The 16,597-nt window shown below is 52.1% G+C and carries 14 protein-coding genes and 1 pseudogene; 8 read left to right on the top strand and 7 right to left on the bottom strand.

From position 1 onward, the window contains the following. Positions 1 to 41: 41 nt before the first annotated feature. The 3 genes from ahpF to DB48_RS09900 all read right to left on the bottom strand — a co-directional run bounded on the left by ahpF (position 42) and on the right by DB48_RS09900 (position 3,293). On the bottom strand, positions 42 to 1,607 hold the full coding sequence (gene ahpF, locus DB48_RS09910; RefSeq protein WP_041510133.1) for an alkyl hydroperoxide reductase subunit F: 1,566 nt from the start codon (positions 1,605 to 1,607) through the stop codon (positions 42 to 44). 174 nt (positions 1,608 to 1,781) lie between these two features. After that, positions 1,782 to 2,351 (bottom strand): alkyl hydroperoxide reductase subunit C, encoded by a 570-nt coding sequence (gene ahpC, locus DB48_RS09905; RefSeq protein WP_041510132.1) that lies wholly within the window; start codon positions 2,349 to 2,351, stop codon positions 1,782 to 1,784. Between the two features lie 195 nt (positions 2,352 to 2,546). Next, a complete protein-coding gene (locus tag DB48_RS09900; RefSeq protein ID WP_041510131.1) occupies positions 2,547 to 3,293 on the bottom strand; it encodes a spermidine synthase in 747 nt (248 codons plus the stop codon). Between the two features lie 307 nt (positions 3,294 to 3,600). Here DB48_RS09900 and DB48_RS09895 point away from each other — a divergent pair, with 307 nt between their 5' ends. Both DB48_RS09895 and DB48_RS09890 read left to right on the top strand, forming a co-directional pair. Further along, on the top strand, positions 3,601 to 4,146 hold the full coding sequence (locus tag DB48_RS09895; RefSeq protein WP_041510130.1) for a mechanosensitive ion channel domain-containing protein: 546 nt from the start codon (positions 3,601 to 3,603) through the stop codon (positions 4,144 to 4,146). A gap of 16 nt (positions 4,147 to 4,162) precedes the next feature. Next, the gene (locus tag DB48_RS09890) at positions 4,163 to 5,131 is read left to right on the top strand and encodes a magnesium transporter CorA family protein (RefSeq protein WP_041510129.1); all 969 of its coding nucleotides are present in this window, start codon (positions 4,163 to 4,165) and stop codon (positions 5,129 to 5,131) included. Positions 5,132 to 5,392: 261 nt separating this feature from the next. On the opposite strand, the gene DB48_RS09885 is transcribed toward DB48_RS09890, so the two are convergent. Both DB48_RS09885 and DB48_RS09880 read right to left on the bottom strand, forming a co-directional pair. Beyond that, positions 5,393 to 6,130, bottom strand: a complete 738-nt coding sequence (locus tag DB48_RS09885; RefSeq protein ID WP_041510128.1) for a dienelactone hydrolase family protein — start codon at positions 6,128 to 6,130, stop codon at positions 5,393 to 5,395. A gap of 116 nt (positions 6,131 to 6,246) precedes the next feature. After that, complete coding sequence (locus DB48_RS09880; RefSeq protein WP_041510127.1) at positions 6,247 to 7,236, bottom strand: 2-hydroxyacid dehydrogenase; 990 nt, start codon at positions 7,234 to 7,236, stop codon at positions 6,247 to 6,249. A 218-nt stretch (positions 7,237 to 7,454) separates the two neighbouring features. On the opposite strand from DB48_RS09880, the gene DB48_RS09875 reads away from it, so the two are divergent. The 6 genes and pseudogenes from DB48_RS09875 to DB48_RS20615 all read left to right on the top strand — a co-directional run bounded on the left by DB48_RS09875 (position 7,455) and on the right by DB48_RS20615 (position 13,927). Continuing rightward, positions 7,455 to 7,871, top strand: coding sequence for a hypothetical protein (locus DB48_RS09875; RefSeq protein WP_041510126.1), 417 nt, complete (start codon positions 7,455 to 7,457; stop codon positions 7,869 to 7,871). Next, positions 7,846 to 8,391: a class I SAM-dependent methyltransferase gene (locus DB48_RS09870; RefSeq protein ID WP_041510125.1), complete on the top strand. Its 546-nt coding sequence runs from the start codon at positions 7,846 to 7,848 to the stop codon at positions 8,389 to 8,391. The genes DB48_RS09875 and DB48_RS09870 overlap by 26 nt, the downstream gene beginning before the upstream one ends. Before the next feature lie 25 nt (positions 8,392 to 8,416). Then, entirely contained in the window at positions 8,417 to 8,704 is a 288-nt protein-coding gene (locus tag DB48_RS09865; protein ID WP_041510124.1) for a hypothetical protein, read from the top strand. A gap of 113 nt (positions 8,705 to 8,817) precedes the next feature. Further along, positions 8,818 to 9,495, top strand: a complete 678-nt coding sequence (gene rluA / locus DB48_RS09860) for a bifunctional tRNA pseudouridine(32) synthase/23S rRNA pseudouridine(746) synthase RluA (protein WP_041510123.1) — start codon at positions 8,818 to 8,820, stop codon at positions 9,493 to 9,495. Positions 9,496 to 9,613: 118 nt separating this feature from the next. Continuing rightward, the gene (gene asnC, locus DB48_RS09855; protein ID WP_041510122.1) at positions 9,614 to 10,075 is read left to right on the top strand and encodes a transcriptional regulator AsnC; all 462 of its coding nucleotides are present in this window, start codon (positions 9,614 to 9,616) and stop codon (positions 10,073 to 10,075) included. Positions 10,076 to 10,295: 220 nt separating this feature from the next. After that, a pseudogene (locus DB48_RS20615) lies at positions 10,296 to 13,927 on the top strand (S8 family serine peptidase). 113 nt (positions 13,928 to 14,040) lie between these two features. Here the strand turns inward: DB48_RS20615 and DB48_RS09845 are convergent. Both DB48_RS09845 and lysC read right to left on the bottom strand, forming a co-directional pair. Then, complete coding sequence (locus DB48_RS09845; RefSeq protein WP_041510121.1) at positions 14,041 to 15,147, bottom strand: succinylglutamate desuccinylase/aspartoacylase family protein; 1,107 nt, start codon at positions 15,145 to 15,147, stop codon at positions 14,041 to 14,043. After that, positions 15,147 to 16,502: a lysine-sensitive aspartokinase 3 gene (gene lysC, locus DB48_RS09840; protein WP_041510120.1), complete on the bottom strand. Its 1,356-nt coding sequence runs from the start codon at positions 16,500 to 16,502 to the stop codon at positions 15,147 to 15,149. The genes DB48_RS09845 and lysC overlap by 1 nt, the downstream gene beginning before the upstream one ends. Positions 16,503 to 16,597: the final 95 nt, after the last annotated feature.

Here is a 16,597-nt window from a genome sequence, read left to right as displayed (position 1 = left end):
GCCAGCATAAAGCTGGCTGTTTATCTGTAGCAATTTGTTCCCTAAGCCGCAACCGACTCCGCCGGCTCGCCGAGACGGATCAGGTAGTCGAAGGCACCCAGGGAGGCCGTTGCGCCGCTGCCCATGGCGATAATGATCTGCTTAAAGGCCGAGTCGGTCACATCGCCCGCGGCAAATACGCCTGGCAATGAGGTCTGCCCCTTGGCATCGACCATGATCTCGCCGCGATCGCTGAGATCGACCGTGCCCTTGAGCCACTCGGCATTTGGCACCAGGCCTATCTGCACGAAGATCCCCGCCAGGGCAACATGGTGCTGCTCGCCCGTGGCTCTGTCTGTGTAGTTCAGGCCTTGTACCCGTGTGCCATCGCCCACCACTTCTGTGGTCATCGCCTGGGTGATGATCTCGATATTGCCCATGGAGGCCGCCTTACGCTGTAGTACCTCGTCGGCGCGCAGCTTGCTATCGAACTCGAGAACGGTAACATGCTCGACGATATTGGCCAGATCGATGGCCGCCTCAATACCCGAATTACCACCGCCAATCACAGCGACGCGCTTGCCTTTAAACAGCGGGCCATCACAGTGAGGACAGTAGGCGACGCCTTTGCCACGATACGCTTTCTCACCCGGTACATTCATCTCGCGCCAGCGGGCGCCCGTGGCCAGGAGTACCGTCTTGCTGCGCAGCAGTGCGCCGCTTTCGGTCTGGATCTCAAACAGCTCGCCCGACTTGAGACTCAGGGCGCGCTGGTTATCCATGATATCGACATCATAGTCCTGTACGTGGGCTTCCAGGTTAGCCACCAGCTTAGGGCCTTCGGTCGCCTTGACCGAGATAAAGTTTTCGATACCCACAGTCTCGGCCACCTGGCCGCCAAATTTGTCCGCCAGGATACCGGTTCTCAGCCCCTTGCGGGCAGCATAGATGGCAGCAGAGGCGCCGGCTGGGCCACCACCGACCACGAGCACATCGAAGGCCTCTTTCTGGCTGAGCTTTTCCGCCTGACGGCTGGCCGCGTTAACATCCAGCTTATTGAGGATCTCGACCACGCTGATACCACCGACAGAAAACGGCTCGCCGTTGAGGTAAACAGAAGGCACCGCCATGATATTGCGCTCGTTCACTTCATCCTGGAACAGGGCACCATCTATCATGGTGTTTTGAATATTGGGGTTGATCGCCGCCATCATGTTGAGCGCCTGTACCACCTCGGGACAGGTTTGACAGCTGAGTGACACATAGGTCTCGAAGCGATACTCACCCGGCAGGTCACGGATCTGCTCGATCACCTCGGGGGCGAGCTTGATTGGATGGCCACCTGTGTGCAGCAGCGCCAGCACCAGAGAGGTAAACTCGTGCCCCATGGGCAGGCCAGCAAAATGGATCTGACTACCGGTGTCAGGACTCTTAACTGTCATTGACGGGGTGCGCTCACCCTCAACTTGGGTCAATGACACTAATGCGGAAAGCGCGGCAATATCGGTTGCCAACGACAATAGTTCTTTTGCTTTAGGACGCTCATCTGCCGATACGACAAGTTCAACTGGGCGCTTGAGGTTTTGCAGATAGGTAGTCAGCTGATTTTTCACATTCGCATCTAACATGATAACTCCTAGGAAAAAAGTGGCTCCCACTGGGAGCCAAAACATAGGGGAAAAATTGCCGGCTCGCATGCAGGGGGAGGTGAACCGGCAATGAAAAAGAATGATGATTAAACGAATTTGGCTTTCGCCGGGTTGCCCGAGATGATGAGGCCCGAGCAACCTTTAGCAGAGATCTTAGATCTTACCGACCAGGTCAAGTGAAGGTGCTAGGGTCTCTTCACCTGGCTGCCATGCTGCCGGACAAACTTCACCATCGTGAGTCGCTACATACTGAGCCGCTTGAATCTTACGAACCAGCTCAGAAGCGCTACGACCGATACCTAGATCATGAACCTCGGCAACCTTGATCTGACCCTCAGGGTTGATCACGAAGGTACCGCGCAGTGCCAGACCTTCTTCTTCGATCATCACGCCAAAGTTACGTGAGATAACACCGGTTGGGTCGCCGATCATTGGGTAGTTGATCTTGCCGATAGTGTCTGAGCTATCGTGCCACGCCTTGTGAGTAAAGTGAGTGTCGGTAGAAACTGAGTAAACTTCGACACCCATAGACTGCAGCTTCTCGTAATGGTCAGCCATGTCACCAAGTTCAGTTGGGCAGACGAAAGTGAAGTCGGCTGGGTAGAAGAAAACCACTGACCACTTACCCAGTAGGTCTTGCTCAGTCACAGAGACGAAATCGCCATTGTGGTATGCAGTGGCTGAAAAAGGCTTGATTTCGGTGTTGATGATTGATTGAGTCATTGCTTGCTCCAGTGCTCGTTATTAACAGTAATTTGTGGGGTGTGGCGTCTGCCGTGACCCCGTGTTCTTTGTCGATGAGGAGATAATAACGAGACTGGACAATTAAATATAACGGGTAAAAACTATCATACTAATCGGTTTTTAAGATTGAACTATCTGTGGTGACAAAAAACCGATTAGGCCAACACCTCTGTATCATGACTCCCAGGGTTCGAAGCGCGTCAGGCTGCGACTCAGGGGAAAATCCAACTGTTGCGACAACTGCTGCGCCTCGGCCTTAAGACCACTGGCACTTATCTGGCGCGCCTGTTTACCGGCGAGTACTACCCAGTTGCCACCACCGGTCAGGCAGGCGCGTACGTCACCGAAATGTTGCTCTAGCTGAGCTAGTAAGGTGGTGTTGCGGCTATGTTCCTTCCAGCAGTTAAGCACCAGATACCCCTCTGCCTTAAGCAGGGCCGCGGCGTTGGCGATGAAGGTCTCGCTTAGTTGCTGCTCGTCTACCCCGTCACCATGGTAGATGTCGGCGAAGATCACATCGGCCTTCTTGTGGTTGGCCTCGCTCAGGAACTCGTTGGCATCTTGGTGGATCAGGTTGAGCTTCTTCCCCAGGGGCAGCCAGAAGTAACGCTTGGCCACCTCGATCACCGCCTCGCGCAGCTCGACGGCGGTAATATTGATCCCCCGGTCGAAGTTACGCAGTGCGTGGATCAGGCCACCGCCACCCAACCCGAGTACAATCACCCGCTTGGGCTTAATAAACAGCAGCACCAACAACATGGCCTGCAGATAGGTATGCATAGGCACATGCAACGCCGACTTGTGCAGCTTGCTCTGCTCATCGTTATCGCCAAAGGAGAGCAGGCGAACCTCCTTATCTTCCATCACCAGCAAGGGGCCGTGGTCATCTTCGCCGGCATAAAGGGTGGTGTAATCTGACATCTGTCTCTCCGTTGCTGCGCCTATGCCTAGGGCTTCGATGAATGGCGCAAAAAATGCCACAGTAAAAGCCGCTAGTATGCCGCAAAATCGCAGTTAACACAGCAGGCAAATCCTTTTGACTCTGTAAGTGAAGGATAAGGCTAAAGGCCATAAACAGGCATGAGCATCCCCTTCCCCACTCAACCCACTTTTGCGCGCTGCATTCGCCCCCGCATTTTCGCCTTGCAATCGGCCCGGCACTCTCACATTGCAATCATGCGAAGCTTGTAGTATTTGTTTGAAATCTTTGGCTCATTTGTGATTGACCATGACACAAACCCTGCTCATCAGCTGCCTCTATATCGGCATCTTCATCTTCGCCCAACGTCTGCTGACCAACTGGATCGCCAGGCTTTCCGAGGCCAAACAGGTCTCCTTTAAGCGCACCAAGATGGTGACCCAATATATTACCTACCTGCTGTTTATCATCATCGCCTGCCTCTGGGTGGTGTCGCTGGGCATAGAGTATCAACAGGTGTCCCTGTTTATCTCCTCGGTATTTGCCGTGCTTGGTGTCGCCCTGGTGGCCCAGTGGTCGATATTGAGTAACATCACCGCCGGCATATTGATCTTCTTCGTCTTCCCCTACCGTATTGGCGATCGCATCAAGATCATCGACAAGGATGAGGATGTCAGCGGTATCATTGCCGAGATCAGCCTGTTTCATGTGCTGATAGAACGCAGCGATGGCATCACCATCACCTATCCGAACAACCTGATGCTACAGAAAGGGGTGTTGAAACTGACTCAGGCCCCCGTCAAGGTGCCGAGCGAATCGCCCGAGAAAGACCATACTCAAGTACAAAGCGATTAACAGATAGGGGGCCAAAATGCTCACGACATTGCTCTATGATCCGCAAGATGATTCGCTCACCCGGGGCGACGCATCGCAAGTTGCCAGCTGGCAGCTGCGCGACGACACCATACTCTGGCTCAACATTGACGGCGAGATAGACGAGCAGCTGAGTGATTCGCTGCAGCGAGATTTCGGCCTACACCCGCTGGCACTGCAGGATGCCTCGCGGGATCGTCACCCCCCAAAGATAGAAGACTTCGACGACCATACTTTTATGTTGCTCAGAGGGCTGTCGGCCGACTCCGACTCTATCAACTGCGACAACATAGTGCTGGCGCTGTTTGTGGGGCCTCGCTTCATCGTGACCCGTCACAGCAAGCGTTCGCTCTCCATCGAACGCACCATGACGGCCCTGGAAGCTGGCGAGCTGTCGCTTAAAAACACCGGCGCCGTGGCACTGAAACTGAGTCGCTATGTGATCAAGCGTTACCATAAGATCCTATTCGATCTCGAGAGCCGCCTAGAGGAGCTGGAAACCGTGATGCTGACCACGGCGGATGATAAGATCTTGGCCGAGGTAGTGTTGTATAAGACAGATCTCACCCGCCTGAGGCGCAACTTTCACTACCACGTCGAACTGTTCGACAGCCTGCGCAGCGAGCCCTCTGTGCCGTTCGATGACAGCCTGTACCACGAGATCAACGACGTGTGCGAACACCAGCACAGGGCCGCCAGCCTGGCAGATCTCTTCTATCAGGTCTCAAGCGATCTCATCGACGGTTATATCTCCATCAGCGCCCATAGGCTCAATAACATCATGAAGGTGCTAACCATCATCACCGCCATCTTCGTGCCACTCACCTTTATCGCCGGCATCTATGGCATGAACTTCGAGTATATTCCCGAGCTGAAACATAAAGATGGCTACTTCATCGTCTGGGGTGTGATGCTCAGCATCACAGCCGTATTGATCTGGCTGTTCAGACGCCGCAAGTGGCTGTAATACCAATCACAGTAAACATGTGATCAGAAATAGCGCAGGAAAAACGCTTGAGAACAAAGCAGGATTTTTAGATAAGTAGTTATTCTACAATTAAAAATACTAATACAGTTATCGAGCGTTTTAACAAGCTAGAATGATCAATTATTTATTACGATTGGTATAAGCCAAAGCTAAACAGAAAAAGGCGAACCTAGGTTCGCCTTTTTTACTGACAGGGTATCGCTATTTGCGCAAACGCTGTCTGTCGCGCAATCGGTATCTTTAGCGCAGCACTCGATGGAAGAAGGCCACTGCCTGCTGATAGATCTGCAGCGCCAGCGCGGGATCGTATCTGTCACCCTCATCACGCATGAAGGCATGCTGGGCATTGACCTCAAGATAGGTAAACTTGCGCCCCGTCTCCGTCAGTCTGTCATAGATGAGCCTGCGCCCCTCGCTCGGCACATGGGGATCTTGCTTACCGAATACCAGCACCAACTCACCATCTATATCGCCGGTACGGCTCAGCGAGTCATTACCAGGATTAGCAGGCAAGGTATTGGAATGTATGTCCGTAGGATAGAGGCAGAAGGCACCGACGACATCGATATTCAGTGCGGCGCGATAGGCCAGATGACCACCGATACAGACGCCCATGGCCCCGATCTGATTGGTGCAGAAGGCTTGGCTCATGGCGAAGTCGACTAAGGCCTGAGTGTCACTGTCGTGATGTTCCAGCGCCTTGGTAAACTTGTCCTGATTGCCCTTGTCTTTGCCCTCATCGTCATAGGCCAACACTGTGCCTAGGGGGTTGAGCTCATGGAAGACTTCCGGCACCAAGACCACAAAACCGTGACCGGCCAACATGGTTGCGGCCCTGGCGATGGGTGCGGTTTGCTGGAAAATCTCCGAGTAGAAGATAATCGTCGAAAACAAGCCTTCGCTGTCGGGACGATAGAGATAACAGCGCATCTTACCCGTCGGCGTGTCTATGTCGTGAACTTCCTGTTTTACCATCATAATCTTGCCCTCAGGCCAATAAACTTGTCCTTAAGTTATCAGCCTGAGTCCCCCTTGTCAGGTGAAACCCGGCTGACCAAGTTAAAGAAGTGAAAAAAGTAAAGAAGTGAAAAAAGTTAAAATAGCTGATTAGGACATTCTTCGCCGTCGAGCAGCTGGCGCACATTGGTCAGGCTGGTATGGGCAATGGCACCGAGCGCCTCCTCGGTCAAGAAGGCCTGGTGACCGGTAAAGATCACGTTGTGGCACGCCGACAAGCGTCTGAACACATCGTCTTGGATGATCTGATTCGACTTATCTTCGAAGAAGAGCTCTTTCTCATTCTCGTACACATCCAACCCCAGGGAACCAATCTGCCCCGTCTTCAAGGCTTCCATGGCATCGAATGCGTTAAGCAGGCCGCCACGGCTGGTGTTGATCACCATGACCCCAGGTTTCATCTTATCGAAACTTTCCTTGCTGAGCAGGTGGTGATTCTCTTTGGTCAGCGGACAGTGCAGGCTGATGATGTCGCTCACGGCATAAAGCTCATCCAGAGACAGGTACTCTATCCCCATATCCAACACCGCCTGATTCGGATAAGGATCATACACCACTACCTTGCAGCCGAAGCCTAACAGGATCTTGATGGTCGCCACCCCAATCTTACCCGTGCCGATCACGCCCACGGTACGACCATACATGTTGAAGCCCACCAGCCCCTCGAGGGAGAAGTTAGCGTCGCGGGTACGTTGATAGGCCTTGTGAACCTTACGGTTTAGGGTCAACATCAGCGCCACGGTATGCTCGGCCACCGACTCGGGTGAATAGGCTGGCACATTCACCACCTTGATCCCCAGACGTTTGGCCGCCTCGAGATCGACATTGTTAAATCCGGCGCAGCGCATAGCAATAATCTTAGTGCCATTTTTAGCTAGCTCGACCAACACCTCTTCACATAGCGAATCGTTGACGAAGGCGCAGATCACCTCGAAACCATAGGCCAACTTGGCCGACTGCATACAGAGACGATAATCGAAATACTCTATCTGAGCGCCAAAGGCCTGGTTGGTGCGGTTGAAATGTTCCATGTCATAGTGCTTAGCACTAAAAAAACCTATTCTCATCTTAGCTACCTAAAAGTGGTTCAACATTAGACAGAGGTTTGCAAGCCTAGTATCGCAAAGCCCCCGCCTGTCTTGGCTCCATTATAGCCAAGGAAAGATGTGACTTAGCAAAGATAAATCGCGCTTAGATCACGAAATGGTTAACTTTGTGAGCCGTCAATGTGTTTTAAGTTGATTTCCTGCTAAGCTGGCGCAAATTTTCAGCCTTCTTTCACCTTATGAGCAATAAGCATAAGCCGATTTCCGAGAAAAAGTTTTGGCTTCAGCGCCTGAGCAAGACCAGCCTGCGTGCCCTGCATATCTTAGGGATCACGGGTGCCGGTGGCGGCATCCTACTCGGGGTGGATAAGACCCTGTGGTGCAACTACTGGATCTTGGCCATGAGTACCGGCAGCTTGCTGATGCTCTGGGAGGTGGTGCGAGACTGGCGCTGGCTGATCCAGCTAAAGGGCGTGCTGACCCTGGTAAAATTCTGCCTGCTGGCACTGTTTATTCCCCTCGCCGACTACAAGAGCGAGCTGCTGATCGTTATCGTCTTGCTCTCTGTGGTGGTCTCACACGGCCCGGCAGGGCTCAGACACTTCTCTGTGGTACATGGACGACGCCTCGATGGACGAAAAGAGATTAAGGGCTGAAGCCGCCCTGCTGCTGACGCAAAGCAGCCAGCTTCTCGGGCTCGATAGCCATCCCCTGGTACTGGACCTTGCCTGCGGCACAGGGCGCAACGGCCGATGGTTAGCGGCCCATGGTGCCCAGGTCACCTTTATCGACAGAGACCTGGGCCGACTCGCGGCGCTACCGCCCCAGTGTCGGGCGCTGGCGCTCGACTTGGAAACCGGCGAGGCAAAGCTCCCCAAAGCTCAGGCAGAAAAGGCACAGTACGACATCGTCCTGGTGTTCAACTACCTGCACCGACCACTGTTTGAGGCCATAAAGGAGAGCATCAAACCCGGCGGTCTCATCGTCTACGAGACCTTTATCGCCCGACAGGCAGAGGTGGGCAGACCCAAGAACCCCAACTTCTTACTGACCGATGGGGAATTATTGCAGCGCTTTTCATCCTGGGAGACTTTGCACGCTTTCGAAGGTGATGTAGGCTGTGAAGATACGCCTTGTTTCAAGGCTCAATATATTGGCCGCAAACCGGCAAAATAGGATCTCACAGCGTTAAGGACGATAGATGTTTCCCTATCCCGAACAGTACCGACTCGCCGCGCCGCCATTGGTCACCGCCTTCATGGTGTTATGGTCAATCCTGTCACGCGCCCTGTTCGGCGACGACAGCGCCATCGCCTTCTACCCGCTGTTTATGCTGTTTCCCCTCAATATCTTACTGCACGGCAAGTTGATCTGGCAGGCCAAGGGAATAGAGCGGCTGGATCAGGGCATCTACGCCTTTATCCACCTCAGCCTGGCTTTCGTGGTCTGGACCTTCGCCATCATGCATGTCAATGGCCACAGCTTTTAGCCCCAAGCTCTACCAATACACCCGCCTAAACCACACAGGTTACGTCCACAATACTTGCGCCGCCAGCGCCCTAGGGGTATCTTTGCAGCCCGATTTAACCCCCAAGGTTTGCTATGACTGACTTTGTGTATGCGCCGCCTACCGAGCCCTGGCTCGAGATTCTCCATGAGGATAGAGATATTCTGGTGGTCAATAAGCCCTCTGGACTCTTGTCGGTGCCGGGACGCGACCCCGCCTATCATGACAGCGTCTACACCCGTGTCTTACGCGACCACCCCAACGCCCAGATAGTACACCGCCTGGATATGGCCACCTCTGGCATTATCGTGGTGGCGCTCAGGCGTAGCGCCGAGCGGGAGCTTAAGCGACAGTTTCGTGACCGGGAGACCCATAAGATCTACTATGCCCGCGTCGCCGGCCACGTGAAGGCGCAGCAAGGCAGCGTGGATTATCCGCTTATCTGTGACTGGCCTAACCGACCTAAGCAGAAGGTGGATCATCAACTTGGTAAGGCCTCTAAGACGCTGTTTGAGGTCGTCAGCCGCGCCAAGCGTTCGACTCTGGTCAAGCTCACGCCGATAACCGGACGCTCTCATCAGCTACGAGTGCACATGATGGCCATAGGACACCCCATCTTGGGCGATAACTTCTACGCCGATCCTCTGGCTAAGCGTCTGGCACCGCGTCTGCTACTGCATGCCCAGTCGCTGAGCCTGACCCATCCCTACAGCAAGCAGCCGATGACTTTTAGTACGCCAATCCCCTTTTTGGAAGTCACCGAGCAGCAATAGGCCCGTCATTCTCAGAGGAAATCTGCGATAAAATCTACTTAACTCGCTAAAAGGTTAGCAGTTTGCTAACCAATGCCGTAAATTACTTCATAATGTTGACTTAAAACGGTATATGGCAATGGATAGTTCATTTCAGCGAGACCAACTCGACAACCAGATCCTCTCGGCACTCATGGAGGAGGCACGTACCCCCTTCGCCGAACTGGCTAAACGCTTCGGCGTGAGCGCCGGTACCATACATGTGCGGGTAGAGAAGATGAAGCAGGCTGGCATCATCACGGGCGCCCAGATCACGGTCAACCCCAAGGCCTTAGGTTATGATGTCTGCTGCTTTATCGGCATCAACCTCAAGAGCGCAGGTGATTACCCCGCCGCCATCGCCAAGCTCAACGCCTTAGAAGAGGTCACCGAGGCCTATTACACCACAGGCAACTACAGCATCTTCGTCAAGGTTATGTGCCAGTCGATCGATGGCCTGCAACATGTACTAATCAACCGCATTCAGTCCATCGATGAGATCCAGTCCACCGAGACACTCATAAGTTTACAAAATCCAATCATCCGCGCGGTGAAGCCTTAAGTCAGTACCGTTGCGGCTTACAGGCTTAGCGAATACTACTATAAAAAAACCGCTTACAACTTTTTCTTCTACCAGCTTTAACTTTGGTAATCTTTTGTGTTAAAAAGAACAAGCCGTCAACATAGCGGCAACAAAATAAGAAAAGATTAGTAACCAAAGTTACAGCAATACCAATAGTGTTTTGTGTCTCAAAACACTTCTATTTGACAAGGAAGAAGTTGTGAAAACTAAATTATCTCTAGCCATTTCAGCGGCGCTGATCTCGAGTGCGGCATTTGCTGGTACCGTAGACAAATATAATACGACCAACCAAGTAAATGATAAGTACCAGGGACTTAAGGCCTCAAGAGCTTCCCAATCACAAGCTAAAACGCCTGTTGCTTGGATGCTGAAACTAAAAACCCAATCTATCTCACAACAGCAACGCGCAGGAAACTTTGATCGCGTGTCTGCAATGAATAGCATCGAAAGTGCTCAAGCGCGCATCCAATCAAGCATTCGTGCGATGGGTGATAGCATCAAGGTGTTGGCAACAACATCAAAACTCGTTAACTCGGTCATCGTCGAAGCTGATCAATATACGCTTGCAGCGCTACTTACAAATCCAGACGTTGCAGATATCTTACCTATCTATGATTACGAATTACATGTTGACGAAAGTGCTGATTACATCAAAGCTACCGACGTTATCGAAGCTGGTATTGCCTCAGGTAAAGGCCAACGTGTAGCTGTTCTTGATACAGGTGTTGATTACACACACAAATCAATCGGCGGTAGCGGTGATGTTGCCGACTATGAAGCAGCTGTTGCTGCAAAGTCTGAAGCACCAAACTGGCCGCAGGGTAAAGTAGTAGGTGGTTGGGACTTTATTAACAATGATCCTAACCCTATCGATGTAAATACCAGTCACGGTACTCATGTTAGCCACTCGGTACTGGGGGTTGCACCAGATGTTGAATTATTCGTTTATTCAGTGTGTAACTCTGGATGTCCTGGTCTAGCTCAGCTTCTAGCTCTTGAAGCCGCAATGGATCCAAACGGTGATGGCGACATTAGTGACCGCGTTGATACTGTAAACATGTCTCTTGGTGGTGATTTTGGTGATACCAAGGGCGGTGCGGTTCAAGAACTTATCGATGAAATGGTTGAACTCGGCGTCAACCTAGCCATTTCAGCTGGTAACGACGGCGCGACACCTTTCGTCGTTGGTGGCCCAAGTACTTCAAATAACGCCCTTTCTGTTGGCGCTATGACTCACCCGACAACTAAAGCAGGTAAGGTTGATTCAACCTTTGCTGGCGAAACAGTAAAGGCATTTGGCGCAGGTTTTAACAAGAGTAACGAATTTGCTTTTGACAACACCAAAGCACCATTAGTCTACCCGACCGCCAATCAAAACGGCTGTACTGCCTTTGCTGATGACGTTGATTTTACTGGTAAAGCAGTCATCATCGACCGCGGTGCATGTAACTTCACAACCAAGGTGCTTAATGCGCAAGATAAAGGCGCATCTTTCGTTATCGTTGCCAACAACAAGCCTGATGATGGCGCTTTCAACATGGGCGGTGCCGATGAGAACGTCACTATCCCATCAGTGATGATCTCTAAAGAAGATGGCGACCTGATCAAAGCGGCATTAGCCAAAGGGGACGTGGTATACAGCTTAACCTCAATCGAAGTTACCACAGCGGGCGCGATAGCCACCTTTACATCTCGCGGACCTTCAGTTGCAGGCACACTCAAGCCTGAAATCACTGCACCAGGTACATCAATTCTTACTGCCTATCCAGGTGGCGGAGACAAGCTATCACCAATCAGTGGTACATCTTTCTCTAGCCCGATCACCGCAGGCGCAATGAGCATAGTACGTGAGGCTCTTCCAGAGCGTAATGCTCTTGAGATTAAAGCGACAATGATGAACTCAGCCGATCTCAACGTCACGGTAGAACCGACAGGTCTAAACCCAGATGCTGAGCTTGCACCTATTAGCTACATTGGTTCAGGCCTTGTTGATGTTGAGAAAGCGGTTAATTTGCCGGTAATTGCTTGGAATAAAGACACTCAACAGGCGGCTCTCGCCTTTGGTCTAGTGGCAACCGATAAAGTTGTGTCAATGACCAAGACTGTCACGGTTAAAAACTTCTCTACAGAAGAGAAGACATACAACCTAGCCGTTGATCAACGTTTTGAAAATGACGCAAAATCTGAAGCAGTAAGTTTCGAGCTGCCTGAATCAGTTACCGTTGCAGCAGGTCAAACTGCAGACTTCGACGTAACCGTAACTATCGATCCAACTAAGCTACCTGAATGGACACTGACCTCATCATACGAGTTAAGTGGCACCGCTGAAGATGCGTCAACTGCGCTCACTCTTTCCGAGTACGACGGTGCGATCAAATTTATGGACGGCGAAGAGCTTGCTCTTCACGTGGTTTACCACATTCTGCCAAAAGCAACTGCAGCAGCCTCGGTCGAAACTGAAGTCACCGACGAGGTACCGTTCGTACCTTTACTAACTCGGGTGCTGTCGCTATCACTGAGCCATTTACTGCGCCATTGACAGCTACTAGCCCAGTAAACAAAGAGCTTCGCCACGATCTAATTAACGCATCGAGCGAGCTATTACTCAGCGGCTCATGCGATGAAGGTATTGCAATCTACAACACCTTTCAAATGCGTGATGCAATCCTTCATCCACTCGCAGCCAGCTACAACGTAGACTTTGATATAGATAATAACGGTGTATGGGATTACACGGCGACAACTGTAAATCTACAGTGGTTTAATGACCTATATCCACGCTCACTGTATGGTTTTGTCAAAGAGTACGGTACAGCTAGCGGTACACTGGAACCAGCCTTCCACGTTACAGGCAATGACTTTGTGACGATTAAGGCCTGTTTCGAAGATATGTCACTAACTTCAGCCGACCTGGGTCAAAATGTGACTGTACGCTACCGCGTTGAAGAATCTGACTGGGCGCCAGTATCTACAGGTTCAGGTGATGAAGTGGTCACAACACTGATGCTGGATGGCTCAGGTACAAGTGCTCAACTTGTTGACGAAGAAGGAAATGACGTCAGTGAATTAGCACCAGGTGAAAGTGCATTCCTAACCAGCGAAGTGGGTGCAAACTCAATGGGTTATATGTTCCTTTCTGAAAATGGCTCTATGTCAATTACCGCAAACATCACAGAAGAAGGGAACTCTGCTCCAACTATCGAAGATACTACGCTGTCAGTCGATAAAGGTACAGAAGCAGGCTCTGAGTTAGGTAAACTTATGGTTACTGACCCAGACATGCTAACAAGCCCATTCTCAGAGTTTATTGTACTCAACAGCAACAGCAATATGCTTGTTATCGAAAAAGACGGAACAGTTAAGCTAAGCGACTCCGCTGTTATCGATCAGCAAAGTGAATCTATGATTGCTGAAGTTGTTGCCATAGATACCATGGGCAACCGCTCTGAATCTGCAACTGTAACTGTCGAAATCAACAACACAGTTCCAACTGTATCGCCTAGCGGAATGACAAGTACCGAAGGCTTCGTGGTTACCGCTAAGGCTAACGGCAAAGATGCAGATGGTGACAAGCTAACCTACACTTGGACACAGACTGCGGGTACGCCTGTTACCTTTAACAACGGCGGTGCAGAAATTAAGTTCACTGCTCCAGAAGGTAACCATACTCTGACCTTCTCTGTTGTAGCCTCTGATGGCCGTGCAGAGAGTGAAGCTGGAACTGCAACTATCACAGTTAACGCCAAGGAAGAGAAATCTTCAAGTGGTGGTTCACTGGGGTGGTTCGCACTACTGATGCTACCATTTGCAGCGCTACGTCGTCGTAAGTAAGCATCTAGCTTAAACAGAAAAAGGGAGCCAATTGGCTCCCTTTTTATTGGTAACACTACTGACAGTTAGACCGACCTCTAAGCTAAAACACTTAGTCTTAACCAAGCCTATAACTAAAGCGCAAATACCTTAGTCATCACCTTGTAGAGCTCCGTGCCTTGGTAGACAGACGCCGAGGCAAAATGCAGTACCGGCACGCAGTCCACAGGCAGACTCAAAGGCACTATCGCATCCTCTCGACCATATCTGTCGACACGCAGGATATTGGCCAGGGGTTCACCGGCGGGCAGCGGCAGCCCTACCTTGGCTTTGTACTCCACCAGACCGCCCAGTGGCGCATGATACTTCTTATAGTCTTTCAGGTAGCAGGCATACCTTGGCATGTCCGAGGGCGAAATACGCTCACCTATCACGCCGCGCAGGCTGAGATAGGCCAGTATCCCTTCGACATCCACCAAGGCATCTTCTAGGTCGACATTCTCCTGACTACCCAGCTCCAGGGTAAAGGCCGACACAGGCACCTCAATCTCACGCCCCTGAGTGGCCAGATATTCGCTTAGCTGCCACCAGGGACAGAAGATAGATTCATCCATGGCCCCGCCAAACTCGTTAGGGATAAGCAAGGTGTAGGGAATGGAGAAATAGCTGGCGGCCGCTTTGTCATACTCGGGACAATAGAGGTGCTTGCATGACTTGGGGCCAGTGTGCAGATCGAGTACGATATCCGCCCCATGGCCCATCTGCTGCAGACTCACCGCCAGACGATGTCCCGTGGTGATCCCCCAGGGCTCATGCAGACGGCTGTAGCATTGCTCAACCAGCAAGGCCCTGAAATGGGCAATTAACTCGGCATCAGTAAGATGTTTGTGCCCCTGATACCAGCTAGCAATGTCCAGTTTATGATCCAGATATTCACGGTTCCAGTTCACCCCGGTGATAGGATCGAACCGGCCCAGGGTAAACTCGCCACTCTTTTGATTGATCCCCAGAGGATTAGCCAGTGGCACCAGGGTCACCTTGCCGCGCAGCTCACAGGTTTCGAGTGCCTGCATCAGCTGATAGATCACCGCATTGCCCTGCACCTCGGCGCCGTGCACATTCGCCTGAATATAGACACTCGGGCCTGTCACGACCTCTGGGGCAAACTCAAACAGGTTGAGTTCGAGATCTTGACCCGTGGCGAGCTCGCCAACCTTTAACGTAGAACGAGTTGGTTTCATCATTGGCCTTCGAAAAGATTCTGATGCAGCGCACTCACCACCTGAGCCGCCTCAGACTCGGCCACCAGGACACACAGGTTGTGCGGGCTTGCCCCCTGACAGATCATGCGCACATTATGGGGTTCGAGTACTTCGAAGACCCGGCGACACACACCGGCCGTAGTGGCAATCTTATTGCCGACGATCGCCACCAGCGCCAAGCCCTCTTCTACCCGCACCCGGCAGTGCTGTGACAACTCCTGCAGCAAGGCCTCGCTCAGCAGGCTGTTTCCTGCCGAATCTGATCCCGTCTTATCTAAGGTCAGCGAGACGTTTACCTCTGAGGTAGTGATCAAATCCACGCTGATCTTATGCCTTGCTAGGGTGGCAAAGGTTTCGGCCAGGAAGCCCTGGGCATGCAGCATCTGCAGGCTATGCAGATTGAGTAGCGTCTGGTCGCGTCGCACCGCTACGGCGCGATAAATAGGCTCGTCGTTCACCTGATGACGAATCCAGGTGCCGCCAAGCTCAGGCGCCTTACTGGAACCGACAAATACCTGAATCTTGTGTCTAACCGCTGGTAATATGGTGGCAGGATGCAGCACCTTGGCGCCGAAGGTTGCCATCTCGGCCGCCTCGTTAAAACTGATCTCTGGGATAGGGCGAGCATTGGGCGCCAGCCTTGGATCGGTAGTAAAGATGCCTGGCACATCCGTCCAGATCTCCACCGCCGAAGCATCCAGCGCCTCGGCCAGCAGCGCGGCTGAATAGTCACTGCCACCACGGCCCAATGTGGTGGTCGCCCCCTGCTCATCGGCGCCAATAAAGCCTTGAGTCACGATACGCTGCTCTCCCAGCAGTGGTAGCAGGTGCTCGGTACATAGCTGCTTTACCGCCTCGATCTGCGGCTCGGCGCGGCCGAAATGACTGTCGGTGCGCATCACCTGACGTACATCGAAGGCACTCGCCCGCTCGCCCTTCTCTCTTAACACGGCAGCAAAGAGCACAGACGAGCACTGCTCACCCTGAGCCAATAATTCATCTATGGTCGCCTTGCTGCGATGCTGGCAAAGCGACTCACTCAGGCTGGCAATCTTACTTAAGATGGCATCGAGACGCGCGGCCACATCGTGGGGCTGGCCCAGCTCGTCGAGGATCTTATATTGAATAGAGGCAATCGCCTTGAGTAACTGCTGACGACGCTCAAAATCCACACGCTCCTGAGTCAGTTCCACCAGGAGATTCGTCACACCACTCGAGGCGCTCACGACTACAACGCGGGTATCGGGATTGGCCAATACGATATCGGCACAGCGGTTCATCGCCTCATAATCGGCGACAGAGGTTCCACCAAACTTAGCAACAACAATAGACATTAGCGCACCTCAACCCAAATAGCCGACGATGACACGAAAGAAATAGATAACATTGAATACGCTCCGAACTCACTTCGTTCGAAGAGCCTGGTGCA

The organism is Shewanella sp. cp20, from assembly GCF_000832025.1.
In the GTDB taxonomy this organism is placed as follows: Bacteria; Pseudomonadota; Gammaproteobacteria; order Enterobacterales; family Shewanellaceae; genus Shewanella.
Note: the sequence above shows the minus strand (reverse complement) of the source record. Positions and strands in the feature narration are given on the sequence as shown.

Coding starts and splice junctions, on each gene's coding strand:
- DB48_RS09895 (WP_041510130.1), top strand. CDS start 3,601: ATGACACAAACCCTGCTCATCAGCTGCCTCTATATCGGCATCTTCATC.
- DB48_RS09845 (WP_041510121.1), bottom strand. CDS start 15,147: ATGAAACCAACTCGTTCTACGTTAAAGGTTGGCGAGCTCGCCACGGGT.
- rluA (WP_041510123.1), top strand. CDS start 8,818: ATGACTGACTTTGTGTATGCGCCGCCTACCGAGCCCTGGCTCGAGATT.
- DB48_RS09900 (WP_041510131.1), bottom strand. CDS start 3,293: ATGTCAGATTACACCACCCTTTATGCCGGCGAAGATGACCACGGCCCC.
- DB48_RS09885 (WP_041510128.1), bottom strand. CDS start 6,130: ATGATGGTAAAACAGGAAGTTCACGACATAGACACGCCGACGGGTAAG.
- DB48_RS09875 (WP_041510126.1), top strand. CDS start 7,455: ATGAGCAATAAGCATAAGCCGATTTCCGAGAAAAAGTTTTGGCTTCAG.
- DB48_RS09865 (WP_041510124.1), top strand. CDS start 8,417: ATGTTTCCCTATCCCGAACAGTACCGACTCGCCGCGCCGCCATTGGTC.
- DB48_RS09890 (WP_041510129.1), top strand. CDS start 4,163: ATGCTCACGACATTGCTCTATGATCCGCAAGATGATTCGCTCACCCGG.
- DB48_RS09870 (WP_041510125.1), top strand. CDS start 7,846: ATGGACGAAAAGAGATTAAGGGCTGAAGCCGCCCTGCTGCTGACGCAA.
- ahpC (WP_041510132.1), bottom strand. CDS start 2,351: ATGACTCAATCAATCATCAACACCGAAATCAAGCCTTTTTCAGCCACT.
- ahpF (WP_041510133.1), bottom strand. CDS start 1,607: ATGTTAGATGCGAATGTGAAAAATCAGCTGACTACCTATCTGCAAAAC.
- lysC (WP_041510120.1), bottom strand. CDS start 16,502: ATGTCTATTGTTGTTGCTAAGTTTGGTGGAACCTCTGTCGCCGATTAT.
- DB48_RS09880 (WP_041510127.1), bottom strand. CDS start 7,236: ATGAGAATAGGTTTTTTTAGTGCTAAGCACTATGACATGGAACATTTC.
- asnC (WP_041510122.1), top strand. CDS start 9,614: ATGGATAGTTCATTTCAGCGAGACCAACTCGACAACCAGATCCTCTCG.